Here is a 24,860-nt window from a genome sequence, read left to right as displayed (position 1 = left end):
CACAGTTGCCGAAACAATACTTTCCAGTCGTCGGAACCGCGTATAAAACGCTTGCGCGAGGGCTTGAGTATTCCTGCAATTTTGGCCTATGGTTACTGCAAGCGCCCTTGGTACAGCGGCCTGGGGTCGCAGCGTAGTCAAATTTCGCTACATCCGTAGTTTACAGGGATAACGGCGGCGGTTTATGTCGGTAATTGAAAGCTTGTCCTGGGCAGTTTCATATCCTCCGGCTCTCGACTTTGGTCAGCAACATACTCGCGAACAGTTGTTCAACTCGATGAAGACGACCATGTCTCGACATCAGGGTGGGCCGGTATGGTTGTTTGCCTATGGTTCGTTGATCTGGCGCCCGGAGTGCAGTTCGGTAGAACGCCAGCGCGCGCGGGTACATGGTTATCACCGTGGTTTGTACCTGTGGTCGCACGAGCATCGCGGTACCCCGGAAACCCCCGGGCTTGTGTTTGGCCTGGACCGTGGTGGCTCCTGCAGCGGCTTTGCCTATCGGCTGGATGAAAGCAGCCTGGATGACTCGTTGATGGCCCTGTGGCAACGAGAGATGCCGTACCCGGCCTACCGGCCGCACTGGCTTAGCTGCCGGCTGGGCGATGGCAGCAAAGTGCAGGCCTTGGGCTTTGTGCTGGAGCGGCATTTGCCGTGCTATGCGGGCAACCTGCCGGATACCTTGCTCAGCCAGATCCTGGCCAGTGCCAAAGGGCGTTATGGCACTACGCGTGACTATGTCGAGCAGACCTTGAATGCCTTGCGCAGCCACCAGATGCCAGATCGCAACCTGGAGGCGCGGTTCAGGCGTTGCCATAACCTGCGTGAAGTTTGAGGTTTTGGGGCCGCTGTGCGGCCCCAGAATAATCAATGCATCAACACCACCAACTTACCCACAGCCTGCCGCTGCCCCAGTTTCTCGATGGCAGCCCCGGCCTCGGCCAGTGGATAAGTCTGCGACACCAGCGGCTTCAACTTGCCTTCGGCATGCCAGGCAAACAGCTGCTTGAAGTTGGCCGCGTTATCCTCGGGCTGGCGCTGTGCAAACGCCCCCCAGAACACCCCCAGCACCGCCGCGCCCTTGAGCAGCACCAGGTTGGCCGCCAGCTGTGGAATGCTGCCGCTGGCAAAACCCACCACCAGCAGCCGGCCATTCCAGGCCAGCCCGCGCACTGCCTGCTCGAACAGCTCGCCCCCCACTGGGTCGTAAATGACGTCCACGCCCTGGCCACCGGTCAGCCGCTTGATTTCTTCGCGCAGGCTGGCCTGGGTGTAGTCGATCAGCTCATCTGCCCCGGCTGCCTTGGCCACGGCCAGTTTCTCGGCACTGCTGGCTGCCGCGATCACCCGCGCGCCCATGGCCTTGCCGATTTCCACCGCCGCCAGACCGACCCCACCGGATGCGCCCAGTACCAGCAGCGTCTCGCCTGCTTGCAGTTGGCCGCGCTGGCGCAGGGCGTGCATCGAGGTGCCATAGGTCATGCCGAAGGCGGCAGCGGTGGTGAAGTCCATGCTGGCCGGGATCGGCAGTACGTTGTAGAAGGGCACCGCCACCTGCTCGGCGAAAGCACCCCAACCGGTGAGCGCCATGACCCGGTCGCCGACCTTGAGCGCGCCGGCTTTTTCCCCGACCGCGGCCACCACGCCCGCGGCTTCGCCGCCGGGTGAGAACGGCAGCGGTGGCTGGAACTGGTATTTGCCTTCGATGATCAGGGTGTCGGGGAAATTGACACCGGCGGCCTGCACATCCAGCAGGATCTCGTTTTTCCTGGGCTGCGGGCTGGCCACGTCTTCCAGTACCAGATCGCGCGCCGGACCCAGGGTTTTGCACAACACAGCTTTCATCGGGGCTATTCCTTTGCGGGTAGTGGCCGATAAGTGTAGGAGGGCCGCTTGCCGGGTCAACGAGCATGGCCCGCCCTGATGGCCCGGCATAAGCCCGGGCTTGGGTTTGAGCGGCGTGCTGGGTAAGCTGGCGCCAACTGTATTGAGGAGCGAATTCGTGAAAGCGTGGATCTTGATGGTGCTGGCGCTGCTGCTGCCGGCTGCGGCCATGGCCGAAGAAGCCAAGGAAGGGGCGCCCAAGGTTGCTTACATCAGCCTGAGCCCACCCTTTGTGGGCAACTATGCCCTCGACGGCGGCCCGCGGCTGCGCGTGTACAAGGCCGACGTGGCCCTGCGCGTGACCGGTGACGAAGCGGCCAAGGCGGTAAAGCATCACGAACCGCTGATCCGCAACCAGCTGGTAGCACTGTTCACTCAGCAGACCGTGGACAACATGAGCAACGTCGAGGCCAAGGAACACCTTCGCCAGGAGGCGCTGAAGCAGGTGCAGCAGGTGCTGGAAGCGGAAGAAGGCAAGCCGATTGTCGAGGACCTGCTGTTCAACAACCTGATCGTGCAGTGATCAATTGTGGGAGCGGGCTTGCCCGCTCCCACAATTGCCGACCATAGATCCTGAGGTGTCAGGACGCCAGGCTACGGCGAAACCGCGCCAGGGCGACGCTGAAAAACACCAGGCCGATCAGCGCCAGCGCCAGGATATCCGGCCAAACCACCGCCCAGCCGGCATCCCGGAACAGGATCGCAGTGCCCAGGCTGACAAAGTGCGTCGACGGTGACCCCTGCATCACCCATTGCAGCCATTGGGGCATGCTGTCCAGGGGTGTGCTGCCGCCAGACAGCAACAGCATCGGGATGATCACCGGGATTGCCAGCAGGCCGAACTGCGGCGTCGAGCGTGCCAGGGTGGCGAGGAAGATGCCCAGCGCGGTACTGGCGAACAGGTACAGCGCGGTCACGGCCAGAAACAGCCCCATCGAGCCGGACAGCGGCACACCCAGCGCGCCTTTCACGACCACCACCAGCGAAACCCACGTGCAGATCACCACCACCAGCGCGTTGCTGCCGATTTTCGCCAGCATGATTTCCAGTGCGGTGAGCGGCAGCACCAGCAGGTGGTCGAGGGTGCCATGCTCACGCTCGCGCAGCAGCGCGGTGCCGGTGAGGATGATCGCCAGGATGGTGATGTTGTTGACGATCTGGATCACCGCCAGGAACCAGCCCCCCTCAAGGTTGGGGTTGAACAGCGCCTTGGGGTTGATCAGCACTGGGCTTTGCACGTTGCCGCGCTGGCTGTAGTCGAGCAGCTCGCGCTCGAAGATGCGGCCGATGTAGCCGGCGCCCATGAACGCCTGGCTCATGGCCGTGGCGTCGACGTTGACCTGCAGCTCCGGCGAGCGCCCGGCCAGCAGGTCGCTCTGGAAGTTCACCGGTACGTTGATCACGAAGGTGTACTCGCCGCTGTCCATGGCCTGGTCCAGGCGTTCTGCGGGCAGCGACACGGCGGGCTGGAACTCGGGCGGTTGCAGGGCCTGGGTCAATTTGCGCGACAGCAGGCTGTGGTCTTCGTCCACTACCGCGACGCTGGCGTTGTGTACGCCGATCACCGAGCCGGCGGCCGGCATGTAGATCGCCACGCTGAAGGCATACAGCAGGAACAGCAGCAGCACGCTGTCATGGCGCAGGCTGGTCAGTTCTTTCAGGCCCAGGCGCAGGGTGTGGTTCAGGCGCGACATGTCAGGCCTCCTGCTTCTTCAACATGGCCAGGCTCAGGCCCGTGAAGGCAGCGAAGAAGCCCAGCAGGATCAGGCACTGCGGCCACAGCTCACGCAGCCCCAGCGCCTTGGTGAAGGTGCCGACCGCGATATCGAGAAAGTAGCCCGCCGGGAACAGCTGACCCATCACCGCCGCTGCGCCGTCCAGCGACGAGCGTGGCACGATCAGCCCGGAAAACTGGATGGTTGGCAGGCTGGTGATGATCATGGTGCCCAGGATGGCCGCGATCTGGGTGCGGGTGAAGGCCGAGATCAACAGCCCGAGGCTGGTGGTGGCTAGCAGGTAGGCCACGCCACCACAGGCCAGGGCCAGCACGCTGCCCTTGAGCGGCACGGCGAACAGCCAGCGGTTCATGGCCACCAGCAGCGCCAGGTTGATCAGGCTCACGGCCAGGTAAGGCATCTGCTTGCCCAGCAGGAACTCCAGGCGGGTGAGGGGGGTGGCGTAGAAGTTGGTGATGGAGCCGAGCTCTTTCTCGCGGACAATGCCCAGCGCGGTGAGCATGGCGGGGATGAAAGCCAGGATCAGCGCCATCACGCCGGGGCCGATGGCATTCACGCTGACCACGTCCTGGTTGTAACGAAAACGTGTTTCCAGGCGCACCAGCTCCTGACGCGGCTGCGGCTCTGGGCTGGCCTTTGCCAGTTGCTCAAGGTTGGCCTGGTGCACGGCTTCCACGTAGTTGCGGCTGGTTTCTGCGCGGAACGGCATGCCGCCGTCGAGCCAGGCCGCCACCACCGGTTGGCGCCCGGCGTACAGGTCGCGGCCAAAGCCGGGCGGAATCTCCAGCGCCAGTTTGATTTCCGAGCGTTGCAAGCGCTGGTGCATCTCGCGGCTGTCACGAATCGGCGCCTGTTCGGCAAAATAGCGTGAGCCACGGAAGGCCTCAAGGTAGGCCCGGCTTTGCGGGCTCTGGTCCTGGTCGTGCACGGCGAAGGCAAGGTTTTCTACATCCAGCGAAATGCCGTAGCCGAAGATCACCATCATGAACAGCGCGCCTGCCAGGGCGAAGGCCAGGCGTACCTTGTCGCGCAGCAGTTCCTTGCCCTCACGGCTGGCCACCGCCAGCAGGCGGCGCAGGCTGAAGCCCTGGCGCAGCGGCGGAGCGGGCGTAGCTGCCTGCTCCAGCACGGCGTTGTCCGCGGCTGGCGGCGCGAGCTCCTGGGCCTGCTCCAGGCAACGCACGAACGCGTCCTCCAAAGTGTCACCTTGGTACTGGCGCTGCAGGGCATCGGGTGTGTCGCAGGCCAGTACCCGCCCGGCATGCATCAACGAGATGCGGTCGCAGCGCTGGGCTTCGTTCATGAAGTGGGTGGAGAGGAAAATGGTCACGCCCTGTTCGCGTGACAATTCCACCAACAGGCGCCAGAAGCCGTCGCGAGCGGCCGGATCGACGCCGGAGGTCGGTTCATCGAGAATCAACACTTCCGGGCGATGCAGTACCGCCACCGCCAATGACAGGCGCTGGCGCAGGCCAAGGGGCAGGGCGCCGGACGGTTGGTCGGCAATAGCGGCGAGGTCGAAGCGCTCGATCAGCTCATCGATGCGTTGGGCGCTCTCGGCTTTGGGCAGGTCGAACAGGCGGGCATGCAAGGCCAGGTTCTGCCGGGTGCTGAGCTCGCCATACAGCGAGAAACTCTGCGACATGAACCCGACCCGCTTGCGCGTGCCCAGGTCACTGGCGTCCACCGGGCGGCCGAGCAGGCTGGCGCTGCCCTCGCTGGCCGGCATCAGCCCGGTGAGCACTTTCATGGTGGTGGTCTTGCCGCAGCCGTTGGAGCCGAGGAAGCCGAAGATCTCGCCACGGCCAATGGCGAAACTGACCTTGTTCACCGCCGTGAAGTCCCCAAAGCGCAGTGTCAGGTCGTGGGCCTCGATGGCGACCGGGCTGTCCGTCGCCGGGCGCGGCGGGATGCGCAAGGGTTGCTGCTGCGCCTTGCCCTCGCCCTGGTAGTGGGTGAAGGCGTCGTCCAGCTTGCCGCTGGGGGTGACCGCAGCCAAGTCGTGGCTGGGGCCTGCGGCGAGTAGGCGGCCGCCATCGAGCATCAGGCAATGCTCGAATTGTTCGGCCTCTTCCATGTAGGCGGTCGCCACCAGCAGGGTCAGCTGCGGGCGCTGTGCGCGAACCTGTTCGACCAGCTCCCAGAAGCGCCGACGCGACAGCGGGTCCACGCCGGTGGTGGGTTCGTCGAGGATCAGCAGGTCCGGCTCGTGGATCAGCGCGCAGCACAGCCCCAGCTTCTGCTTCATGCCACCCGACAGCTTGCCGGCCGGGCGCTCGGCAAAGCGTTGCAGGTCGGTGGCCTGCAGCAGGTTGGCCATGCGCTGTTCGCACTCGCGGCGGCCCAGGCCGAACAGGGTGGCGAAAAAGCGGATGTTCTCGCTGATCGACAGCTCCGGGTACAGGTTATTGCCCAGCCCCTGCGGCATGAACGCCACTTTTGGGTACAGCGCCGCGCGATGACGGCGCTGGCGGATCGAGCCACCCAGCACCTGCAGCTCGCCCTGTTGCAGCCGTTTAACGCCGGCGATCAACCCCAGCAAGGTCGATTTGCCGGCGCCGTCAGGGCCGATCAGCGCGCAGCGGGTGCCCGCAGGCAGGCTGAAGTCGAGGGTGTGCAGGGCCACCAGGTCGCCGTAGCGGTGGCCGATGCCCTCGGCCAGCAGTGCCGGGGCGTTCATTGCAGGTTGGCCGGCCAGTCCACCTCAGCCGTGCGCACATACCCGGCGCCTGGCATACCCGGTTTGGCCTGCGGCACTGCGCCGGGGTCGGTCAGGCGAAGCTTGACGCGGAACACCAGCTTTTGCCGCTCGTCGCGGGTTTCGACCTGCTTGGGGGTGAACTGGGCCTTGGCTGCGACAAAGGCCACCTTGGCCGGCAAGGCGCGCTCGGGCAGGGCGTCGAGCACGATGCGCGCCTGGTCGCCTACGGTCAGCGTGCCGCTGGTGGAAGCCGGCAGGTACAGATTCATGTACTGGTCGCTGGGGTCGATCAGCATCAGCACGCGGCCGCCGGCACCCAGCACTTCACCGGGCTCGGCCAGGCGCAGCTGGATAATGCCGTTGATGGGCGCACGCAGGCTGCTGTCGTCGATTTCGCTTGTGAGCTGGGCCACCTGGGCTTCGGCTGCGCCGATGGCGGCTTTGATCGCTGCCAGCTGGGCGCGGGCGGCGACCACGGCGGCGTTGGCGGTGTCAAAGCGTGCCTGTTGCTGGTCGAGCAGTTGCTGGCTGGCGTATTTGCGCTGGAAGATTTCGCGCACGCGCTTGAGGTCCTGGCTGGCCAGCAACAGTTCGCTCTGGCGCAGCTGTACGCTGGCCTGGGCCGCGGCGTAGTTTTCCCGCGCGCGCAGCACTTCGGCTTCGGCCTGGGTGCGCTGGGCTTCCATGGTGCGGGTGTCAATGCGCGCCAGTAGCTGGCCGCGGGTGACTTTGTCGCCTTCGTCGACCAGCACTTCGGCCAGGCGGCCGGGGACCTTGCTGGCGATCTGCACTTCGGTGGCTTCGAGGCGGCCGTTGCCCATGCTCAGGCCTTCGGGCAGCTGGTCGTGGAGCGACTTCCAGTACCCCAGCCCCGCGGCTGCAGCGAGCAGGGCGATCAGCGCGGTGGCGAAGATTCTGGGGGCGTATCGGTTCATCGATCTGCATCCTTGCGGTTCTGCACACCACATCATGGCGCGAGGCCATTCGTGGCGTGTTGATATCGGTCAAACCCTTGACCATAGCCAGTGTTTCAACGCAACGCGACAATCACCGCCCATTGTTCGGGTGTCACCGGCATCACCGACAGGCGGCTGCCTTTTTGCACCAGCGGCAGCTCGGCCAGGCCGGACTGCTGCTTCAGCCTGCCCAGTTCCAGCACCCGTGGCAGGGTTTGCACATGGGCCACATCCACCGCACTCCACGGGTTCTTGTCGGGCGTGGCCTTGGCATCGTAGTAGTGGCTTTGTGGGTCCAGCGCGGTGGGGTCGGGGTACGCTGCGCGGGTGATTCTGGCAATACCGGCGATGCCCGGTTGCGGGCAGCTGGAGTGATAGAAGAAGAATTCGTCACCCACATTCATGGCCCGCAGGAAATTACGCGCCTGATAGTTGCGCACGCCGTCCCAGCGCGCTTCGCCAAGGCGGCCGAGGTCTTCGATGGAGAGTTCGTCGGGCTCGGATTTCATCAGCCAGTAGGCCATGGATGCTGCTCCTGAAAAGGTTTGAAATAACCTGTTGCACGAAACCGACAGCCGGTTGGCGTCAAGGTTTGCGTGCGGACGCAGGTTGTCGGAAAATGCGCCCCGTTTAAAGCGCGATGCGCTGGCGATACCCAGAAAATCGCCACGCACTGAACAGTTTGCCTGGGGGGCAATCTTCAATGAATCAACGCAAAAAGCCGGATCTGCTGTGGATCCTGGTGTTCATTTTTGGCCTGGGTGTGGTCACCACCGGTTATGCGCAGGGTTTGTGGGAGCGCAAGCTGGACAGCGCCTACCAGATGCCGGTCGACGCCAGCCAGCCACAACGTTGATGCCCCCGCTGGCGCCGCTCAACGCGGTGCCAGGTACCAGCCACGGTCCGAGACCGTCCCCTGCAGCGGTACATCCCAGCTGGCCTGCGCCAGCCGCTCGACCTTCTGGCATTCGTGCGCCAGCCCCAGCAGCAATGGTTTTTTCCAGGTTTGCCGACGCGCCTGGTAGGCCAGGCTGCGATCATAAAAGCCGCCGCCCATTCCCAGGCGCCCGCCCACTTCGTCAAAACCGACCAGCGGTAGCAGGATCAGGTCCAGCGCCCAGACCGGTCGCTGCCGCTTGCGGTCGGTCACCGGCTCGGGAATACGGAAGCGGTTGGGCCTGAGCTTTTCGCCCTGCTCGAACCGCTGGAATACCATGCGCGTGCGCGGCCAGGCGTGCAGCACTGGCAGGTAGGTACGCTTGCCGCGACGCTGGGCTTCGCGCAGCAGCAGGCAAGGGTCGATTTCGCCGTCGTTGGGCAGGTACAAGGCAATGTGGCGGGCGCGGCGGAACAATGGGTGTTGCGCCAGCTGGCGGTACAGGCCGAGGGTGGCCTTGCGTTGCTGGGCAGGGGTAAGGGCGCGGCGGGCATTGCGAAGCAGGCGACGGAGCTGGGGGCGGGTGAGCGGCGCGGTGTCGGTCATGGCACGGGCGATCCCAGATGTACTGGCCGGCACTGGACGGTCGGCCAAAACGAATTGCCCGCCTGAAGGGGCGGGCAAAAAAAATTCAGGCTCCCCGATCAGACCGCTGTCGGTGTAGCCCTTGAACCCGAAAGTTCAAGGTGGAGATTGCAGGGGGCGTTAAGGCTTTCCGTCGGGCGGACATGCACACCGGCCCCAGCGTGCAACCCCCGTGGTTGTGCGTATCGGCTCAGGGACATAACCGACTGGCGCATCCACCAGGGAGTGGCGCCAGTATACCAATCTCAGCCGATTTTGGTATCCGTGTCGTCGGACAAAGCCTTGTCTACCCGATCCAGCAGGTCACGCACCTGTTCGCGGTTGGCGCCGCTGGCCGGGGCTTCGGCGCGGTCTTCCTGGCGATGCAGCATTTCGTGGGTAATGTTCAATGCCGCCATGACCGCGATGCGGTCGGCGCCAATCACCTTGCCGCTGCTGCGGATCTCGCGCATCTTGCCGTCCAGGTAGCGCGCGGCGCTGACCAGGTTGTTGCGCTCTTCCGGCGGGCAGATGATCGAGTATTCCTTGTCGAGGATCTGCACGGTGACGCTATTGCTTGAACTCATGAGTCTTGCTCCAGAGCCTTGAGGCGTAAGATCATCGACTCGACCTTGCGCTTGGCGATCTCGTTCTTTTCGATGAGGTGGGCGCGCTCTTCGCGCCAGGATTTTTCCTGAGCTACTAGGAGTGCATTTTGCCGTTTTAGTTGCTCGACGCGTTCGATCAGCAACTCGAATCGGCTCATCAGTGCCTGAAGGTCGTTCTCTTGCGTGGGTTGCACTCGATTCGCTCCGTCGTTGAGTCACCTGGCGATGATGCCTCTCCCTGGGCGGCGACGGCCAGTGCCGATGGTCTTGGCGCGCCTGCCGGTGCTAGGATACAAGGTCTCCATTCTAGTCATTGCGCCGTCTGGCGCCTAGCTGCCCATGCCCAATACCCAATCGCCTTACATCGCCTTCGCCATGCTGCTCTCGAGCAATGGTCATCCTGTCACCCCGGCCGAACTGCACGGCCTGCTGGTCGGCCGCAGCTGCGCCGGCGCCGGCTTCGACGCCGATGCCTGGCTGGCCGATGCCGCCCAGTTGCTGGAAAACGAGCCCGGTGACACCGTGCGCAACGCCCTGATCGGCCTGCAGGAAATGGTCAAGGGCGAGCTGACCAGCGACGACATGGCCATCGTCCTGTTGCTGCCTTCCGACGACGCCGCCCTGAGCGACCGCGCCACCGCGCTGGGCCAGTGGTGCCAAGGCTTCATTACCGGTTTCGGCCTGAATGCCGGTGGCAAGGACTTGTCTGACGAAGCCAAGGATGTGCTGCAGGACCTGGTGGCCATTTCCCAGGTACAGGAAGCCCTCGAAGAGTCCGAAGACGGCGAGAGCGACTACATGGAAGTCATGGAGTACCTGCGCGTGGCGCCTCTGCTGCTGTTCTCCGAGCTGGCCAAGCCGGCCGCACCCGCGCCCAAGCCATCGCTGCACTGATCAACCGGGGGTAGTCTGCCCATGAGCCACATTCCCAAGGGCGAGTATGCCCGTCGGCGCAAGGCGCTGATGGCGCAGATGGTCCCCAACAGCATCGCCATCCTGCCCGCCGCCGCTGTTGCCATCCGCAACCGCGACGTCGAGCACGTGTATCGACAGGACAGCGACTTCCAGTACCTCAGCGGCTTTCCGGAGCCTGAGGCGGTCATTGCGCTGATCCCGGGGCGTGAACATGGCGAGTACGTGCTGTTTTGCCGTGAGCGCAACCCGGAGCGCGAGCTGTGGGACGGGCTGCGGGCCGGCCAGGAAGGCGCGGTGCGCGATTTCGGCGCCGACGATGCCTTCCCCATCACCGACATCGACGAGATCCTGCCGGGCCTGATCGAAGGCCGCGAGCGGGTGTACAGCGCCATGGGCAGCAACCCCGAGTTCGACCGGCGGCTGATGGACTGGATCAACGTGATCCGCTCCAAGGCCCGCCTGGGCGCCCAGCCGCCGAACGAGTTCGTTGCGCTGGATCATCTGCTGCACGACATGCGCCTGTATAAATCGGCGGCGGAAGTGAAGGTGATGCGTGCCGCTGCAGCCATCTCGGCGCGGGCCCATGTGCGGGCCATGCAGGCGTGCCGGGCGGGGCTGCACGAATACAGCCTGGAAGCCGAACTGGACTATGAGTTCCGCAAGGGCGGCGCAAAGATGCCCGCCTACGGCTCGATTGTCGCGGCCGGGCGCAATGGCTGCATCCTGCACTATCAGCAAAATGACGCCCCGCTCAAGGATGGCGACCTGGTGCTGATCGACGCCGGTTGCGAAATCGACTGCTACGCCAGCGACATCACCCGCACCTTCCCGGTCAGCGGGCGCTTTTCCCCCGAGCAGAAGGCCATCTACGAGCTTGTGCTCAAGGCCCAGGCCGCGGCGTTTGCCGAAATCGCCCCAGGCAAGCACTGGAACCACGCCCACGAGGCGACCGTGAAGGTCATTACCGAAGGCCTGGTCGAGCTTGGCCTGCTTTCGGGCGAGGTGCAGGCGCTGATCGACAGCGAGGCCTATCGCGCCTTCTACATGCACCGTGCCGGGCATTGGCTGGGCATGGATGTGCACGACGTGGGCGAGTACAAGGTGGGCGGCGAGTGGCGGGTGCTGGAGCCCGGCATGGCGCTGACCGTCGAGCCGGGCATCTACATAGGCGCCGACAATCAGGCCGTGGCCAAGAAATGGCGCGGCATTGGCGTAAGGATCGAGGACGACGTGGTGGTGACCAGGCAAGGTTGTGAAATCCTGACTTCGGGCGTGCCGCGCACGGTTGCCGAGATCGAGGCGCTGATGCAGGCCGCCCGCAAGGACGCGGCATGAACCGCGTGAACCTGGCGATCATTGGCGGTGGCCTGGTGGGCGCAAGCCTGGCCTTGACCCTGCAGGCCGGGGCCAAGGCGCGCGGCTGGAAGATCTTGCTGATCGAGCCGTTCGCCCCCGGCGACAGCTTCCAGCCCAGCTACGATGCGCGCTCTTCGGCGTTGTCGTTCGGCACCCAGCAGATCTACCAGCAGCACGGCCTGTGGCAGGCTATCGGCCGCCGTGCCGAGCCGATCCGGCAAATTCACGTTTCCGATCGTGGCCGTTTCGGCGCCACCCGTCTTGATGCCCAGGAAGAGGGTGTGCCGGCGCTGGGCTACGTGGTGGAAAACGCCTGGCTTGGCCAGTGCCTGTGGCAAGGGCTGGACAGCGACGTGGTGAGCTGGCGCTGCCCGGCGGAAGTGACCTCGATGGAGGCGATCGAAGGCGGTTACCGCCTGGGGTTGAATGACGACACCCAGCTGGAATGCGACCTGGCGGTACTGGCCGACGGTGGCCGTTCCGGCCTGCGCGAGCAGTTGGGGATTCACGTGCGTCACACGCCCTACCAACAGAGCGCGTTGATTGCCAACATCACCCCGGGTGAAGCCCACGGCGGCCAGGCGTTCGAGCGCTTCACCGAAGAAGGCCCCATGGCCTTGCTGCCGTTGCCGGACAACCGCTGTGCGCTGGTGTGGACTCGCCAGGGCATGGATGCGCGGCGCCTGGCCGACATCGATGAGCGCAGCTTCCTGCGCGAACTGCAAGGCGTGTTTGGCTATCGCCTGGGCGCGTTGCGCCAGGTCGGGGCACGGCACCTTTACCCCTTGTCACTGATCGAGGCCCAGGAGCAGGTGCGGCCGCACCTGGTGGTCCTGGGTAATGCCGCGCACAGCCTGCACCCTATTGCCGGCCAGGGCTTCAACCTGTCGCTGCGCGATGTACAGTCGCTGGCCGAGGCGTTGCTGGCCGGCCCGCAGCAGCCTGGCGACCTGGCCACGCTGCAGGCTTACGCCCAGCGCCAGCGTCTGGACCAGGCCATGACCATCGGCTTTTCCGACCAGGTCACCCGGTTGTTCGGCAGCAACCAGCCCTTGCTGGCCGCCGGGCGTAACCTGGGGCTGCTCGGGCTCGACTTGCTGCCGCCAGCCAAAAGCTGGTTCGCCCGCCAGGCCATGGGCCTGGGCACCCGCCCCGATCCGCGGGGGCAGGCATGAGCAACCCGCGTAAACTGGCACGTCGTGCGCGTATGTTGCGCTGGATGCTGAACCTCTACCCGCCGTACCTGGGGGCGGGCATCCGCGTGCAGTCCATCAGCCCCGACCTGCGCAGCGTCAAGGTGGCGATGAAGCTGACCCGCTGGAACCGCAACTATGTCGGTACCCAGTTTGGCGGCAGCCTGTATTCGATGGTCGACCCTTTCTACATGCTGCTGCTGATCGAGCAGTTGGGCCGCGACTACATCGTTTGGGACAAGGCCGCCAGCATCGACTTCATCTCGCCGGGCAAAGGCCCGGTGTATGCCGAGTTCTACGTCGATGACGCGCTGCTGGACGACATCCGCCAGCAGACCGCCACCGGCAAGAAGTGCCTGCCGCGATTGCAGGTCGATATCCGCGATGGCGCCGGCGAGCTGGTGGCGCGGGTCGATAAAACCCTATACGTGCGGCTCAAGCCGCAAGCGAGGCTGGCGTAAGGCATGGAAATGCGCGCAGATCTGTTGATTGTCGGTGCCGGTATGGTCGGCAGCGCACTGGCCCTGGCGTTGCGCCACAGTGGCTTGCAAATCCTCTTGCTCGATGGCGGCCCGCTGACGGTCAAGCCCTTCGACGCCCAGGCGCCCTTCGAACCGCGTGTCAGCGCGCTGTCGGCGGCCAGCCAGCGCATCCTCGAGCGCCTCGGCGCGTGGGACGGCATCGCCCAGCGGCGTGCTACGCCATATTCCGACATGCATGTGTGGGATGGCAGCGGCACCGGGCAGATTCACTTCTCGGCCGCCAGCGTGCATGCCCAGGTGCTTGGCCATATCGTCGAGAACCGGGTGGTGCAGGATGGCCTGCTGGAGCGCCTGCACGACAGCGACATCGGCCTGCTGCCCAATGCGCGGCTGGAGCAGTTGCGTCGCTCGGGGGACGAGTGGTTGCTGACTCTGGCGGATGGCCGGCAACTGCGTGCACCGCTGGTGATCGCCGCCGACGGTGCCAATTCGGCGGTGCGGCGCCTGGCCGGTTGCGAAACCCGCGAATGGGATTACCTGCACCATGCCATCGTCACCAGCGTGCGCTGCAGTGCCGGGCACCAGGGCACGGCCTGGCAGCGCTTCACCGATGAGGGGCCGTTGGCGTTTCTCCCGTTGACCCGCGATGGCCAGCAGGATTGGTGCTCGATTGTGTGGTCGACCACCCCGGAGCATGCCGAGCAGTTGATGGCACTGGATGAAGCCGCCTTCCTGCAGGCCCTGGAGCGGGCCTTCGAGGGGCGCCTGGGTGACGTGCTGCAGGCCGACCCGCGGGTGTGCGTGCCGCTGCGCCAGCGCCACGCCAAACGCTATGTGGACGAGGGCCTGGCCTTGATCGGCGATGCCGCGCACACCATCCACCCGCTGGCGGGGCAGGGCGTCAACCTGGGCTTCCTCGATGCTGCGGTGCTGGCCGAAGTGCTGGTCAATGCCTGCGAGCGCGGTGAGCGGCTGGCAGATGTGAAGGTGTTGAGCCGTTACGAGCGGCGGCGCATGCCGCACAACCTGGCGCTGATGGCGGCCATGGAGGGCTTTGAGCGGTTGTTCCAGGCCAACCCGCTGCCGTTGCGCTGGTTGCGTAATAGCGGGTTGAAACTGGTGGAGCAGATGCCGGAGGCCAAGGCGCTGTTTGTGCGCCAGGCGTTGGGTTTGAGTGGTGATCTGCCGGATCTGGCCAAAGCCTGAAGGCTGTGCGCGATGCTTTGTAGGAGCAGCCTTGTGCTGCGAAGAGGCCAGTGAAACCAGCCAGTTTTGCTCGGTTGGCTGCCGGCCCTTTCGCAGCGCAAGGCTGCTCCTACAATGGGCGGTGCAAGCTCTGCAACATCCGGTAACTGCTAGGTAGATGAGCCAGAAAATGGGATTCACTACCATTCGCACCTCTCAAACGATCCGAGGAGTGCTTCCCATGTTGCCACGCAAGCCCCTACTGGCCGCCCTGGCCCTGACCCTGTTCGGCGGCACCGCCCAAGCGGCGGACGAAGTGGTGGTGTACTCCTCGCGCATCGACGAGCTGATCAAGCCGGTGTTCGATGCCTATACCGCCAAGACCGGGGTCAAGATCAAGTTCATCACCGACAAGGAAGCCCCGCTGATGCAACGCATCAAGGCCGAGGGCGACAACGGCGTGGCCGACCTGCTGTTGACCGTCGATGCCGGCAACCTGTGGCAAGCCGAGCAGATGGGCATCCTGCAGCCGATCAAGTCCGACATCATCGACAACAACATTCCGCCGCAGTACCGCGCCTCGTCCCATGACTGGACCGGCCTGAGCCTGCGCGCCCGCACCATCATCTACTCCACCGAGCGGGTCAAACCCGAAGAGTTGAGCACCTACGAAGCCTTGGCCGACAAACAGTGGGAAGGCCGCCTGTGCCTGCGCACGGCGAAGAAGGTGTACAACCAGTCGCTCACCGCCACCCTGATCGAGACCCATGGCGAGGCGAAGACCGAGCAGATCGTCAAGGGCTGGGTCAACAACCTGTCCACCGATGTGTTCTCCGACGACAACGCGGTGATCCAGGCCATCGAGGCCGGCCAGTGTGACGTGGGCGTGGTCAACACCTACTACTACGGCCGCCTGCACAAGCAGAACCCGAGCCTGCCGGTGAAGATCTTCTGGCCCAACCAGGGTGACCGTGGCGTGCACGTCAACCTGTCGGGTATTGGCCTGACCAAGCACGCGCCCCACCCGGAAGCGGCGAAAAAGCTGGTGGAATGGATGACGGGCGAAGACGCGCAAAAGCTGTTCGCCGACATCAACCAGGAGTTCCCGGCCAACCCGAAGGTGAAGCCTTCCGAGGAAGTGGCGGCATGGGGCAGTTTCAAGGCTGACAGCATTCCGGTGGAAATTGCCGGCAAGCGCCAGGCCGAAGCCATCCGCCTGATGGATCGGGCTGGCTACAACTAAGCGCCAGGCCTTATCCTTCCGGGGCCTTTCAGGGCCTCTTCGCGGGTGAACCCGCTCCCACAGGGATCGCACAATACTTGTATCTTGTGCAGTCCCTGTGGGAGCGGGTTCACCCGCGAACGACCGCGCAGCGGTCGCCATCGCACTCGAGATTTCAGCCTTGCCCCACACCCCCCAACGCCGCTGGTACCTCCCGGTCTCCCTGATCGCCGCCCTGGTGCTGCTGCCCCTGAGCGTTCTGCTGCTGTCGTGGCAGTCGATCGATATGCAGATCTGGTCGCACCTGCTCGACACCCAGATGAGCCGCCTGTTGGGCAATACCCTGACGCTGGTGGTGGGTGTGGGCATCGGCGTCACCGTACTGGGCGTCAGCCTCGCCTGGCTCACCAGCCTCTGCGAGTTCCCAGGCCGACGCTGGCTGGACTGGGCGCTGATGCTGCCGTTCGCCATCCCTGCCTATGTGCTGGCGTTTGTCTTCGTCGGCCTGCTGGACTTCGCCGGCCCGGTGCAAAGCGCCCTGCGTGAGGTGTTCGGGCCGATGCGCCTGCCGCGGGTGCGCTCCACCGGCGGGGTGATCATCGTGCTGGTGCTGGTGTTCTACCCCTACGTCTACCTGCTGGCGCGCACGGCCTTCCTGGCCCAGGGCAAAGGCCTGATGGAAGCGGCGCGCGTCCTCGGGCTATCGCCCCTGCAAGCGTTCTGGCGCGTGGCCCTGCCCATGGCGCGGCCAGCGATCGGTGCCGGCATCGCCCTGGCCTTGATGGAAACCCTGGCCGACTTCGGCGCGGTGGCCGTGTTCAATTTCGACACTTTCACCACCGCCATCTACAAGACCTGGTACGGCTTCTTCAGCCTGTCCAGCGCCGCCCAGCTGGCCAGCTTGTTGCTGCTTGCAGTGATGCTGGTGCTGTATGGCGAGCGCCGTGCCCGGGGCGCCAGCCGCAGCGGCAACGAGCGGCCGCGGGCGCAGGCGTTGTACCACCTGCGTGGGATGAAGGCGTTGCTGGCCAGTGGCTGGTGCCTGCTGGTGTTTGCTTGCGCCTTCGTCATCCCGCTGCTGCAGCTGCTGGCGTGGTTCTGGCAACGCGGCCGGCATGACCTGGACGAGCGCTATGTCGGTCTGGTGTTGCACACCTTGTACCTGGGCAGCATGGCGGCACTGGTCACGGTGAGCGTGGCGCTGTTGCTGGCCTTTGCCCGGCGGCAGGCGCCGACTGGGGGTATCCGCGCCGGGGTCGGCCTGGCCAATCTGGGCTATGCCTTGCCCGGCTCGGTGCTGGCAGTGTCGATCATGCTGGCCTTCAGTTACCTCGATAACCACTTGGTCATCCCGCTGTCCAGCTGGTTGGGCGGGGCAGGCAAGCCGCTGCTGCTGGGCAGCCTTGCGGCCTTGCTGTTGGCCTATCTGGTGCGTTTCATCGCCGTGGCCTACGGGCCGCTGGAAAGCAGCCTGGAGCGTATCCGCCCGTCACTGCCCGAGGCCTCCCGTAGCCTCGGCGTGAGTGGGCCCAGATTGTTTTTCAAGGTGTATCTGCCGCTTCTGGTGCCCGGTGCCCTCAGCGCCGCCCTGCTGGTGTTCGTCGACGTGCTCAAGGAAATGCCGGCCACCTTGCTGATGCGACCGTTCGGCTGGGACACCTTGGCGGTAAGGGTGTTCGAGATGACCAGCGAGGGCGAATGGGCACGTGCCTCGCTGCCCGCATTGACGCTGGTGCTGGTGGGCCTGCTGCCGGTCATCGGCCTGATCCGCCGTTCGGCACATCGACCCGGTCGCAGTCACTGAGGGTGCCAGCCTTCGTCCTTGCGGCTACAATGCGCGGCATTCGCGCGGTGGGTCCTACAAGAAGAGCTGACGATCAAACGTCATCGACCGCCGCCGCTTCGCCACGCCCGGAAGGAGAAACCCATGGGACAGCGCACGCTTTTGTATGACCTGCACTTGGCGCTTGGCGCCAAAACGGTCGATTTCGGTGGCTGGGACATGCCGCTGCACTATGGCTCGCAGGTCGAGGAGCACCATCAGGTGCGCAGCGATTGCGGGGTTTTCGATGTGTCCCACATGACCGTGGTCGACGTCGATGGCAGCGATGCCACTGCCTGGCTGCAACGCCTCTTGGCCAACGACGTGACCCGCCTCGAAGAAACCGGCAAGGCGCTATACAGCCCGCTGCTCCATGAGCAGGGCGGGGTGATCGACGACTTGATCGTCTATCGCACGGAACACGGCTACCGCCTGGTCACCAACGCCGCCACCCGGGCTAGAGTGCTCGATTGGCTGCAACAGCAGCGGGCCGGTTTTGCCGTGGACTTCCAGGTCCGCCCCGATCTTGCCATTCTCGCCATCCAGGGCCCGCGTGCCCGCGAAAAGGTGGCAGCCCTGCTCAGCCCCACGCGCGCAGCACTCATTCGCGAATTGCGCCCGTTCGAAGGCGTTGCCGAGGGCGACTGGTTTATTGCCCGCACCGGGTATACCGGTGAAGACGGCCTGGAGATCATCTTCCCGGGCGATCAGGCGGTGGCATTCTTCAACGACCTGGTCGGCGCCGGCATCGCACCCAGCGGCCTCGGCGCCCGCGACACCCTGCGCCTGGAGGCCGGCATGAACCTGTACGGCCAGGACATCGACGAAGCCCACACCCCGCTAACCTCCAACCTGGGCTGGAGCATCGCCTGGGAGCCGGCCGAGCGCGACTTCATCGGCCGCGCCGGCCTGCTGGCAGAAATCGAACAGGGTGTGCAGGAAAAACTGGTCGGCCTGGTGCTGGAAGAGCGCGGCGTGCTGCGTGCCCACCAGGTGGTGCGTGTGGCCGGGATTGGCGAAGGGGAGATCACCAGTGGTAGTTTCTCACCTACGCTGAGCAAGTCCATTGCCCTTGCGCGCGTGCCCATGGCTACCGGTGACCGGGCCGAGGTGGAAATCCGCGGCAAATGGTACCCGGTGCGGGTGGTCAAACCGACCTTCGTGCGCCACGGCAAGATCCTGATCTGAACATTTTTTAACCGGCGGGCCTACCGCTGAGCCAATCGAGGAATTCAAGACATGAGCAATATCCCCGCCGACCTGCGTTTTGCCGAAAGCCACGAGTGGGCTCGCCTGGAAGCCGACGGTAGTGTGACCGTGGGTATCAGCGACCACGCCCAGCAAGCCCTGGGTGACGTGGTGTTCGTCGAGCTGGCTGAAGTCGGCAAGGTATTCGCCGCTGGCGACGCGGCCGGTGTGGTCGAGTCGGTCAAGGCCGCTTCGGACATCTACGCCCCGATCGGTGGCGAAGTGATCGCAGTCAACGAAGAGCTGGCCGACAGCCCGGAGCAGCTCAACGAAGAACCTTACGGCGCGTGGATCTTCAAACTGAAGCCAAGCAACCCGGCCGAGCTGGACAAGCTGCTGGATGCTGCTGGCTACAAGGCCGCTATCGGCGAGTAAGACCGCGTCGCCTGCTTCGCGGGCGCGCCCGCTCCCACAGGGATAGCGCCCGCCGCTGGCCTTTGATTAACCTGTGGGAGCGGGCATGCCCGCGAAGAGGCCGGTACTGACCAAGCAAGTTTCCCCGCAGAATCGGCAATCCCTTCCTAGACTTGTAAGTCTCCATGAGACCTGGTCTAGGAAGAGAGCGTCGTCATGTCCCAGTCGCCATCCCTGCATCAACTGCAAGAGCTCAACCCTTTCCTGCGTCGCCACCTGGGCCCCGATGCCGCAGAGCAGCAGGCCATGCTCAACGTGTTGGGTGTTGCCAGCCGCAACGAGCTGATCGAGCAGACCGTACCGCCAGACATCCGCCTCAATCGCCCCCTCGACCTGCCAGCGGCGCTGGACGAACAGGCCGCCCTGGCCAAGCTCGCCGGGTACGCCGAGCAGAACCAGGTCTGGACCAGCCTCATCGGCATGGGCTACCACGGCACCATCACCCCCACGGTCATCCTGCGTAACGTGCTGGAAAACCCCGGCTGGTACACCGCCTATACGCCGTATCAACCCGAAATCGCCCAAGGCCGGCTGGAGGCGTTGCTGAACTTCCAGCAAATGGTCATCGACCTCACCGGGCTGGCGCTGGCCAATGCCTCGCTGCTCGATGAAGCCACCGCCGCCGCCGAGGCCATGGCCTTGGCCAAGCGGATGGCGCGCAACAAGAGCAACGCCTTCTTTGCCGACCAGCACTGCCACCCGCAGACACTGTCGGTGCTGAAGACCCGCGCCGAGGGCTTTGGCTTCGAACTGATCGTCGACGCTGTGGATAACCTTGGCAAACACTCGGTGTTCGGCGCGTTGCTGCAGTACCCCGATACCCACGGCGAGGTGCGCGACCTGCGCCCGCAGATCGACCATCTGCACAGCCAGCAGGCGCTGGCCTGCGTGGCTGCCGACCTGCTCAGCCTGGTGGTGCTGGCGCCCCCCGGCGAGCTGGGCGCCGATGTGGTACTGGGCTCGACCCAGCGCTTCGGCGTGCCGATGGGCTACGGCGGCCCCCACGCGGCCTACTTCGCCTGCCGCGACGACTACAAGCGTGCCATGCCGGGGCGCATCATTGGCGTGTCCCGCGATGCCCGTGGCAACACGGCGCTGCGCATGGCCCTGCAAACCCGCGAGCAGCATATCCGCCGTGAGAAGGCCAACTCCAACATCTGCACGGCCCAGGTGTTGTTGGCCAACATTGCCGGCTTCTACGCGTTGTACCACGGCCCCGAAGGCCTGCAGCGCATCGCCCAGCGCGTGCACCGGCTGACCTTCATCCTGGCGGCTGGCCTGGAAGCCAAAGGCATCCAGCGGCTCAACCAGCATTTCTTCGACACCCTCACCCTGGATGTAGGCGGTGCCCAGGCGGCCATTATCGAAAGCGCCGAAGCCGCGCACATCAACTTGCGCATTCTGGGCCGCGGGCACCTGGGCGTGAGCCTGGACGAAACCTGTAACGAGCACACGGTGCTGCGCCTGTTCGATATCTTCCTGGGTGTGGACCACGGCCTGGAGATTGCCGCCCTCGACCAGCTGGCCCTGCCCGAAGGCATTCCCGCCGGCCTGGTGCGGCGCACGCCGTTTCTCGCTCACCCGGTGTTCAACCTGCACCACAGCGAAACCGAGATGCTGCGCTACCTCAAGCAGCTGGAGAACAAGGACCTGGCCCTGAACCAGTCGATGATCCCGCTGGGTTCGTGCACCATGAAGCTCAACGCCAGCAGTGAGATGATCCCCATCACCTGGCCCGGCTTTGCCCAGATGCACCCCTTTGCCCCGGCGGCCCAGGCCACGGGTTACAAGGCGATGATCGATGAACTCGAACGCTGGCTGTGCGCGATTACCGGCTTCGACGCCATCTGCATGCAGCCCAACTCCGGTGCCCAGGGCGAGTACGCAGGCCTGATGGCCATTACTCGCTACCATCGCAGCCGCCACCAGCCACAGCGCACGCTGTGCCTGATCCCGTCGTCGGCCCACGGCACCAACCCGGCGTCGGCGCAAATGGCGGGCATGGAAGTGGTGATCGTGGATTGCGACGCGCACGGCAACGTCGACCTGGCCGACCTCAAGGCCAAGGCCCACGCGGCCGGGGAGCGCCTGTCATGCCTGATGGTCACGTACCCGTCCACCCACGGGGTGTACGAAGAGGGTATTCGCGAAATTTGCGAAGTGGTCCATCAGCACGGCGGCCAGGTGTACATGGATGGCGCCAACCTCAATGCCCAGGTGGGCCTGACGCGTCCGGCCGACATCGGTGCCGATGTCTCGCACATGAACCTGCACAAGACCTTCTGCATTCCCCACGGCGGGGGTGGCCCAGGCATGGGGCCGATCGGTATTCGCGCGCACCTAACGCCGTTTGTAGCCAGCCACCCGGTGGTACCGGTGCCCGGCCTGGACCCGAACAACAGCGCGGTCAGCGCTGCGCCCTGGGGTAGCGCAAGCATCTTGCCGATCAGCTGGATGTACATTGCCATGATGGGGCCGCAGTTGGCCGATGCCAGCGAGGTGGCGATCCTTTCGGCCAACTACCTGGCCAGCCAGTTGGGCGGCGCCTTCCCGGTGCTCTACCGCGGGCGCAACCAGCGGGTGGCGCATGAATGCATCCTCGACCTGCGGCCGTTGAAGACACTGACTGGCATCAGCGAGGAGGACGTAGCCAAGCGCCTGATGGACTATGGCTTCCATGCCCCGACCATGTCGTTCCCGGTGCCGGGTACGCTGATGGTAGAGCCAACCGAAAGTGAGTCGAAAGCCGAGCTGGACCGGTTCGTCGAGGCGATGCTGGCGATTCGTGCAGAGATTGGCGAGGTGCAGGAAGGCAACTGGCCAGCGGAGAACAACCCGCTCAAGCACGCGCCGCATACCTTGGCCGATGTGCTGGGGGTGTGGGACCGACCCTACAGCCTGGAGCAGGCGGTGGCGCCCAGTGCTCACGTGCGCCAGCACAAGTACTGGCCGGCGGTGAACCGGGTGGACAACGTGTATGGGGACAGGAACCTGTTCTGCGCGTGTGTGCCGGTGGAGGCATATCGCTGAGATTGGTGCTGGGTTTTTCGCGGGCTTGCCCGCTCCCACAGGCATTGCACAAGACTCAGCCTTGTGCGGTCCCTGTGGGAGCGGGCAGGCCCGCGAAGCAGGCGACGCGGTTACTCGGCTACCGCATTCTTGGCCAGGATGGCATTGGCCAGCTCCATGTCGGAAGCCTGCATCCCTGGGTGCTCTGCCCGCGCCTGGCGCATGGCCGCTTCCAGGAACGGCCCGCGGATCGCGCCTTCGCTGGCGACGAAGCTGCTAGCGTCATCCTGCGCGGCCACAACCAGTTTGTGATCTCGCGAGGTCAGGTAGCTCGATGCCGTGGTTGCACCGGAAGTCATCACGTTACGCCAGAAGGTATCGGCCATGGCCGAGCCAATGGGCAGCGAAAGCAAGGCAGCGGCAGCGATGGCGGTTTTGAGACGCATGTTGAAACACCTCGAAGGGTGAGGGTTGAAGATGCGCGGTTGGATCTTTCCGGGCAAGGCAAGTTCCTTGAATACAAAGGACTTTTCGTCAGCTGCAGACGCGCAGCACTTCCTCGGCACGGGTCTGCCCGCAAGCCACTTTGGCCTCGCCGCAACGGCGCAGGTCAACCAGGCCATCGTCCAGCGCCTGTTGCCGCAAACCGGTCAGGTCGGCGTTCGGGCCAATCAATGCACGCAGGCTTTCGCTGGGCTGCAGCAGCTCGAACAGGCCCGTACGCCCATGAAAACCGGTGCCACGGCAGGTCAGGCAACTGGCTGATGGATTCGCCACACAGTCTGGGCACACAGTACGCACCAGTCGCTGGGCCATGATCCCGACCAGCGTGGCCTTGATCAGGTAGTCGGCCACACCCAGCTCTTGCAGGCGGGTGATTGCAGCGCAGGCGTCGTTGGTATGCAGGGTCGACAGTACCAGGTGCCCGGTCAGGGCCGCCTGCACCGCCACCAGCGCCGTTTCGCGGTCGCGGATCTCGCCGATCATGATGATGTCAGGGTCCTGGCGCAGCATGGCCCGCACGGCGCTGGCAAAACCCAGGTCTAGCGCGGGCTGTACCTGCAGCTGGTTGAAGGCCGGTTCCAGGCGCTCGATAGGGTCTTCGATGGTGCACAGGTTGACCTGCGGCGTGGCCAGCAGCTTGAGGCTGGCGTACAGCGTGCTGGTCTTGCCGGAACCGGTGGGGCCGGTGACCAGGATGATGCCCTGGCGCTGGCGCAGCAGGCCTTGCCACTGGGCCAGTTGTGGCCCCTCCAGACCGAGGCGCTCGAAGCCCTCGTGCAGTTGGTGCGGGTCGAACAGGCGCAGTACCAGCTTTTCGCCGAACGGGGTCGGCAGGGTCGACAGCCTTAGCTCCACTTCACCGCCACCTGGTAGCCGGCTTTGCAGGCGGCCGTCCTGCGGGCGGCGCTTTTCTGCAACGTCCAGGCGGCCCAGGTGTTTCAGGCGGCTGACCAGCGCCAGGGTGACCCCGGCGGGGAAGGCGTAGACGGTGTGCAGCAGGCCATCGATGCGGTAGCGCAACTGGCCCTGTGCGCGTCGGGGTTCCAGGTGGATATCGCTGGCGCGCTGATCAATGGCGTACTGCAGCAGCCAGTCGACAATATGCACGATGTGCGCGTCGTCGGCGCTGGCTTCGGTCTGGCGCTTGCCCAGTTCCAGCAACTGTTCGAGTTCGCCCAGGCTGGTCGATTGCTGGTGCTGCGCGCCCTTTACCGACTGGGCCAGGCGGTGAAACGACTGCCCTGACTGGCGAATCTGCAACGGGTTGGCCAGCACGCGGCGGATCGGGCGTCCCAGGCTGCGGGCCAGGTCAGCCTGCCAGTCGTCCTGGTAAGGCTGGGCGCTGGCCACGGTGATGCCGGAAGGGTCGTCGGCGACGATGAGGATACCGTGGCGCTGGGCGAAAGCGGGGGATACCAGGCCGGCGACCTGGGGCAGGTCGAGCTGCATGGGGTCGATACGCAGGTAGGGCTGGCCGACCTTGTTGGCCAGCCATTGGCAGAGGCTGTCCAAGTCCAGCAGTTGGCCAGGTTGGCGGCGGTCTTTCAGGCAGCAGGCGGCGACTTGTTCCAAGGGGTGGGCGGTGGGATGTGTGGCGGCGCGTTCGAGTACTTGCAGGGTGTCGGTGGCGTGCAGGTACTGGTCGGCGAGCAGGGCCTGTAGCACGTGCTTCAGGTCGAGTTCCAGGTTGTCGGGGGTGTGCATGGTTGGCGTCCGTGCCTGATGAGGAGTGCTGATCAAGGCTAGCCGGGCAGCGGAAGAGCATCGGAGGTGAAGGGTTTCAGGAATTTGCTATTTCTGTACCGGCCCCATCGCCGGCAAGCCAGCTCCCACAGGTACTGCGCAATGTTCGAACCTGTGGTGAGTTTGCTCTTTCTGTACCGGCCCCATCGCCGGCAAGCCAGCTCCTACAGGTACTGGGCAATGTTCGAACCTGTGGTGAGTTTGCTCTTTCTGTACCGGCCCCATCGCCGGCAAGCCAGCTCCCACAGGTACTGCGCAATGTTCGAACCTGTGGTGAGTTTGCTATTTCTGTACCGGCCCATCGCCGGCAAGCCAGCTCCCACAGTTACTGCGCAATGTTCGAACCTGTGGTGATCCTGTGGGAGCTGGCTTGCCGGCGAT

23 protein-coding genes and 1 other RNA gene are annotated in these 24,860 nt (G+C 64.7%); 13 read left to right on the top strand and 11 right to left on the bottom strand.

Annotated features, from left to right (window positions below; genetic code table 11):
- Positions 1-184: 184 nt before the first annotated feature.
- Positions 185-835, top strand: coding sequence for a gamma-glutamylcyclotransferase (locus tag ACN6NG_RS28805; RefSeq protein WP_063424114.1), 651 nt, complete (start codon positions 185-187; stop codon positions 833-835).
- Positions 836-867: 32 nt separating this feature from the next.
- Here ACN6NG_RS28805 and ACN6NG_RS28800 read toward each other — a convergent pair whose 3' ends face one another.
- Positions 868-1,845 carry an NADPH:quinone oxidoreductase family protein gene (locus tag ACN6NG_RS28800; protein ID WP_063424115.1) on the bottom strand — a complete coding sequence of 326 codons (978 nt, stop codon included), beginning with the start codon at positions 1,843-1,845 and terminating at the stop codon, positions 868-870.
- A 157-nt stretch (positions 1,846-2,002) separates the two neighbouring features.
- On the opposite strand from ACN6NG_RS28800, the gene ACN6NG_RS28795 reads away from it, so the two are divergent.
- The gene (locus ACN6NG_RS28795) at positions 2,003-2,407 is read left to right on the top strand and encodes a flagellar basal body-associated protein FliL (RefSeq protein WP_016489751.1); all 405 of its coding nucleotides are present in this window, start codon (positions 2,003-2,005) and stop codon (positions 2,405-2,407) included.
- 58 nt (positions 2,408-2,465) lie between these two features.
- On the opposite strand, the gene ACN6NG_RS28790 is transcribed toward ACN6NG_RS28795, so the two are convergent.
- The 4 genes from ACN6NG_RS28790 to ACN6NG_RS28775 all read right to left on the bottom strand — a co-directional run bounded on the left by ACN6NG_RS28790 (position 2,466) and on the right by ACN6NG_RS28775 (position 7,801).
- Complete coding sequence (locus ACN6NG_RS28790) at positions 2,466-3,578, bottom strand: ABC transporter permease (protein WP_016502169.1); 1,113 nt, start codon at positions 3,576-3,578, stop codon at positions 2,466-2,468.
- Between the two features lies 1 nt (position 3,579).
- A complete protein-coding gene (gene rbbA, locus ACN6NG_RS28785) occupies positions 3,580-6,300 on the bottom strand; it encodes a ribosome-associated ATPase/putative transporter RbbA (RefSeq protein ID WP_474317394.1) in 2,721 nt (906 codons plus the stop codon).
- Positions 6,297-7,256: an HlyD family secretion protein gene (locus tag ACN6NG_RS28780; protein WP_341797076.1), complete on the bottom strand. Its 960-nt coding sequence runs from the start codon at positions 7,254-7,256 to the stop codon at positions 6,297-6,299. The genes rbbA and ACN6NG_RS28780 overlap by 4 nt, the downstream gene beginning before the upstream one ends.
- A 95-nt stretch (positions 7,257-7,351) precedes the next feature.
- Positions 7,352-7,801, bottom strand: a complete 450-nt coding sequence (locus ACN6NG_RS28775) for an EVE domain-containing protein (RefSeq protein WP_474317392.1) — start codon at positions 7,799-7,801, stop codon at positions 7,352-7,354.
- A 179-nt stretch (positions 7,802-7,980) separates the two neighbouring features.
- Between ACN6NG_RS28775 and ACN6NG_RS28770 the strand changes: the two genes are divergently transcribed.
- Positions 7,981-8,133 carry a hypothetical protein gene (locus ACN6NG_RS28770; RefSeq protein WP_016489747.1) on the top strand — a complete coding sequence of 51 codons (153 nt, stop codon included), beginning with the start codon at positions 7,981-7,983 and terminating at the stop codon, positions 8,131-8,133.
- 18 nt (positions 8,134-8,151) lie between these two features.
- Here ACN6NG_RS28770 and ACN6NG_RS28765 read toward each other — a convergent pair whose 3' ends face one another.
- From ACN6NG_RS28765 to ACN6NG_RS28750, 4 genes are all read right to left on the bottom strand, one after another.
- Complete coding sequence (locus ACN6NG_RS28765) at positions 8,152-8,760, bottom strand: 5-formyltetrahydrofolate cyclo-ligase (RefSeq protein WP_474317389.1); 609 nt, start codon at positions 8,758-8,760, stop codon at positions 8,152-8,154.
- An 87-nt stretch (positions 8,761-8,847) separates the two neighbouring features.
- Positions 8,848-9,027: non-coding RNA, 6S RNA (gene ssrS, locus ACN6NG_RS28760), on the bottom strand.
- Between the two features lie 17 nt (positions 9,028-9,044).
- Positions 9,045-9,365 carry a cell division protein ZapA gene (locus ACN6NG_RS28755; protein ID WP_049278290.1) on the bottom strand — a complete coding sequence of 107 codons (321 nt, stop codon included), beginning with the start codon at positions 9,363-9,365 and terminating at the stop codon, positions 9,045-9,047.
- Positions 9,362-9,544: a TIGR02449 family protein gene (locus ACN6NG_RS28750; RefSeq protein ID WP_029886233.1), complete on the bottom strand. Its 183-nt coding sequence runs from the start codon at positions 9,542-9,544 to the stop codon at positions 9,362-9,364. The genes ACN6NG_RS28755 and ACN6NG_RS28750 overlap by 4 nt, the downstream gene beginning before the upstream one ends.
- 181 nt (positions 9,545-9,725) lie before the next feature.
- On the opposite strand from ACN6NG_RS28750, the gene ACN6NG_RS28745 reads away from it, so the two are divergent.
- The 10 genes from ACN6NG_RS28745 to gcvP all read left to right on the top strand — a co-directional run bounded on the left by ACN6NG_RS28745 (position 9,726) and on the right by gcvP (position 22,253).
- Complete coding sequence (locus tag ACN6NG_RS28745) at positions 9,726-10,280, top strand: YecA/YgfB family protein (protein ID WP_016502163.1); 555 nt, start codon at positions 9,726-9,728, stop codon at positions 10,278-10,280.
- 21 nt (positions 10,281-10,301) lie between these two features.
- Positions 10,302-11,636 carry a Xaa-Pro aminopeptidase gene (gene pepP, locus ACN6NG_RS28740; protein WP_063424119.1) on the top strand — a complete coding sequence of 445 codons (1,335 nt, stop codon included), beginning with the start codon at positions 10,302-10,304 and terminating at the stop codon, positions 11,634-11,636.
- Complete coding sequence (gene ubiH, locus ACN6NG_RS28735; RefSeq protein ID WP_063424120.1) at positions 11,633-12,832, top strand: 2-octaprenyl-6-methoxyphenyl hydroxylase; 1,200 nt, start codon at positions 11,633-11,635, stop codon at positions 12,830-12,832. The genes pepP and ubiH overlap by 4 nt, the downstream gene beginning before the upstream one ends.
- Complete coding sequence (locus tag ACN6NG_RS28730) at positions 12,829-13,311, top strand: DUF4442 domain-containing protein (RefSeq protein WP_353457109.1); 483 nt, start codon at positions 12,829-12,831, stop codon at positions 13,309-13,311. Before ubiH ends, ACN6NG_RS28730 begins: the two co-directional genes overlap by 4 nt.
- 9 nt (positions 13,312-13,320) lie before the next feature.
- Positions 13,321-14,538 carry a 2-octaprenyl-3-methyl-6-methoxy-1,4-benzoquinol hydroxylase gene (locus ACN6NG_RS28725; protein ID WP_162838454.1) on the top strand — a complete coding sequence of 406 codons (1,218 nt, stop codon included), beginning with the start codon at positions 13,321-13,323 and terminating at the stop codon, positions 14,536-14,538.
- A gap of 220 nt (positions 14,539-14,758) precedes the next feature.
- Positions 14,759-15,760: an extracellular solute-binding protein gene (locus ACN6NG_RS28720; RefSeq protein WP_063424122.1), complete on the top strand. Its 1,002-nt coding sequence runs from the start codon at positions 14,759-14,761 to the stop codon at positions 15,758-15,760.
- A gap of 160 nt (positions 15,761-15,920) precedes the next feature.
- Positions 15,921-17,543, top strand: a complete 1,623-nt coding sequence (locus ACN6NG_RS28715; RefSeq protein WP_434555317.1) for an ABC transporter permease — start codon at positions 15,921-15,923, stop codon at positions 17,541-17,543.
- 123 nt (positions 17,544-17,666) lie between these two features.
- Positions 17,667-18,749 carry a glycine cleavage system aminomethyltransferase GcvT gene (gene gcvT, locus ACN6NG_RS28710; RefSeq protein WP_063424124.1) on the top strand — a complete coding sequence of 361 codons (1,083 nt, stop codon included), beginning with the start codon at positions 17,667-17,669 and terminating at the stop codon, positions 18,747-18,749.
- 51 nt (positions 18,750-18,800) lie between these two features.
- Positions 18,801-19,184, top strand: coding sequence for a glycine cleavage system protein GcvH (gene gcvH, locus ACN6NG_RS28705; RefSeq protein ID WP_016502155.1), 384 nt, complete (start codon positions 18,801-18,803; stop codon positions 19,182-19,184).
- A 195-nt stretch (positions 19,185-19,379) separates the two neighbouring features.
- Entirely contained in the window at positions 19,380-22,253 is a 2,874-nt protein-coding gene (gcvP, locus tag ACN6NG_RS28700) for an aminomethyl-transferring glycine dehydrogenase (protein WP_353457111.1), read from the top strand.
- A 110-nt stretch (positions 22,254-22,363) separates the two neighbouring features.
- Here the strand turns inward: gcvP and ACN6NG_RS28695 are convergent, their stop codons facing one another.
- Positions 22,364-22,678, bottom strand: a complete 315-nt coding sequence (locus tag ACN6NG_RS28695) for a DUF2388 domain-containing protein (RefSeq protein WP_016502153.1) — start codon at positions 22,676-22,678, stop codon at positions 22,364-22,366.
- Positions 22,679-22,766: 88 nt separating this feature from the next.
- Entirely contained in the window at positions 22,767-24,440 is a 1,674-nt protein-coding gene (locus tag ACN6NG_RS28690; RefSeq protein ID WP_353457112.1) for a GspE/PulE family protein, read from the bottom strand.
- Between the last annotated feature and the right edge of the window lie 420 nt (positions 24,441-24,860).

The sequence above is a fragment of the Pseudomonas sp. TSO6 genome, assembly GCF_056098905.1.
This window is presented reverse-complemented; position numbering and strand designations above follow the sequence as displayed.

Excerpts from the sequence above, each read along its gene's own strand:
- ACN6NG_RS28780 (WP_341797076.1), bottom strand. The coding sequence starts at position 7,256 with ATGAACCGATACGCCCCCAGAATCTTCGCCACCGCGCTGATCGCCCTG.
- ACN6NG_RS28720 (WP_063424122.1), top strand. The coding sequence starts at position 14,759 with ATGTTGCCACGCAAGCCCCTACTGGCCGCCCTGGCCCTGACCCTGTTC.
- ACN6NG_RS28770 (WP_016489747.1), top strand. The coding sequence starts at position 7,981 with ATGAATCAACGCAAAAAGCCGGATCTGCTGTGGATCCTGGTGTTCATT.
- ubiH (WP_063424120.1), top strand. The coding sequence starts at position 11,633 with ATGAACCGCGTGAACCTGGCGATCATTGGCGGTGGCCTGGTGGGCGCA.
- gcvT (WP_063424124.1), top strand. The coding sequence starts at position 17,667 with ATGGGACAGCGCACGCTTTTGTATGACCTGCACTTGGCGCTTGGCGCC.
- ACN6NG_RS28750 (WP_029886233.1), bottom strand. The coding sequence starts at position 9,544 with ATGAGCCGATTCGAGTTGCTGATCGAACGCGTCGAGCAACTAAAACGG.
- ACN6NG_RS28805 (WP_063424114.1), top strand. The coding sequence starts at position 185 with ATGTCGGTAATTGAAAGCTTGTCCTGGGCAGTTTCATATCCTCCGGCT.
- ACN6NG_RS28755 (WP_049278290.1), bottom strand. The coding sequence starts at position 9,365 with ATGAGTTCAAGCAATAGCGTCACCGTGCAGATCCTCGACAAGGAATAC.
- ACN6NG_RS28725 (WP_162838454.1), top strand. The coding sequence starts at position 13,321 with ATGCGCGCAGATCTGTTGATTGTCGGTGCCGGTATGGTCGGCAGCGCA.
- ACN6NG_RS28695 (WP_016502153.1), bottom strand. The coding sequence starts at position 22,678 with ATGCGTCTCAAAACCGCCATCGCTGCCGCTGCCTTGCTTTCGCTGCCC.
- ACN6NG_RS28730 (WP_353457109.1), top strand. The coding sequence starts at position 12,829 with ATGAGCAACCCGCGTAAACTGGCACGTCGTGCGCGTATGTTGCGCTGG.
- ACN6NG_RS28690 (WP_353457112.1), bottom strand. The coding sequence starts at position 24,440 with ATGCACACCCCCGACAACCTGGAACTCGACCTGAAGCACGTGCTACAG.
- ACN6NG_RS28790 (WP_016502169.1), bottom strand. The coding sequence starts at position 3,578 with ATGTCGCGCCTGAACCACACCCTGCGCCTGGGCCTGAAAGAACTGACC.
- ACN6NG_RS28800 (WP_063424115.1), bottom strand. The coding sequence starts at position 1,845 with ATGAAAGCTGTGTTGTGCAAAACCCTGGGTCCGGCGCGCGATCTGGTA.
- ACN6NG_RS28765 (WP_474317389.1), bottom strand. The coding sequence starts at position 8,760 with ATGACCGACACCGCGCCGCTCACCCGCCCCCAGCTCCGTCGCCTGCTT.
- ACN6NG_RS28745 (WP_016502163.1), top strand. The coding sequence starts at position 9,726 with ATGCCCAATACCCAATCGCCTTACATCGCCTTCGCCATGCTGCTCTCG.
- gcvP (WP_353457111.1), top strand. The coding sequence starts at position 19,380 with ATGTCCCAGTCGCCATCCCTGCATCAACTGCAAGAGCTCAACCCTTTC.
- pepP (WP_063424119.1), top strand. The coding sequence starts at position 10,302 with ATGAGCCACATTCCCAAGGGCGAGTATGCCCGTCGGCGCAAGGCGCTG.
- ACN6NG_RS28775 (WP_474317392.1), bottom strand. The coding sequence starts at position 7,801 with ATGGCCTACTGGCTGATGAAATCCGAGCCCGACGAACTCTCCATCGAA.
- gcvH (WP_016502155.1), top strand. The coding sequence starts at position 18,801 with ATGAGCAATATCCCCGCCGACCTGCGTTTTGCCGAAAGCCACGAGTGG.
- rbbA (WP_474317394.1), bottom strand. The coding sequence starts at position 6,300 with ATGAACGCCCCGGCACTGCTGGCCGAGGGCATCGGCCACCGCTACGGC.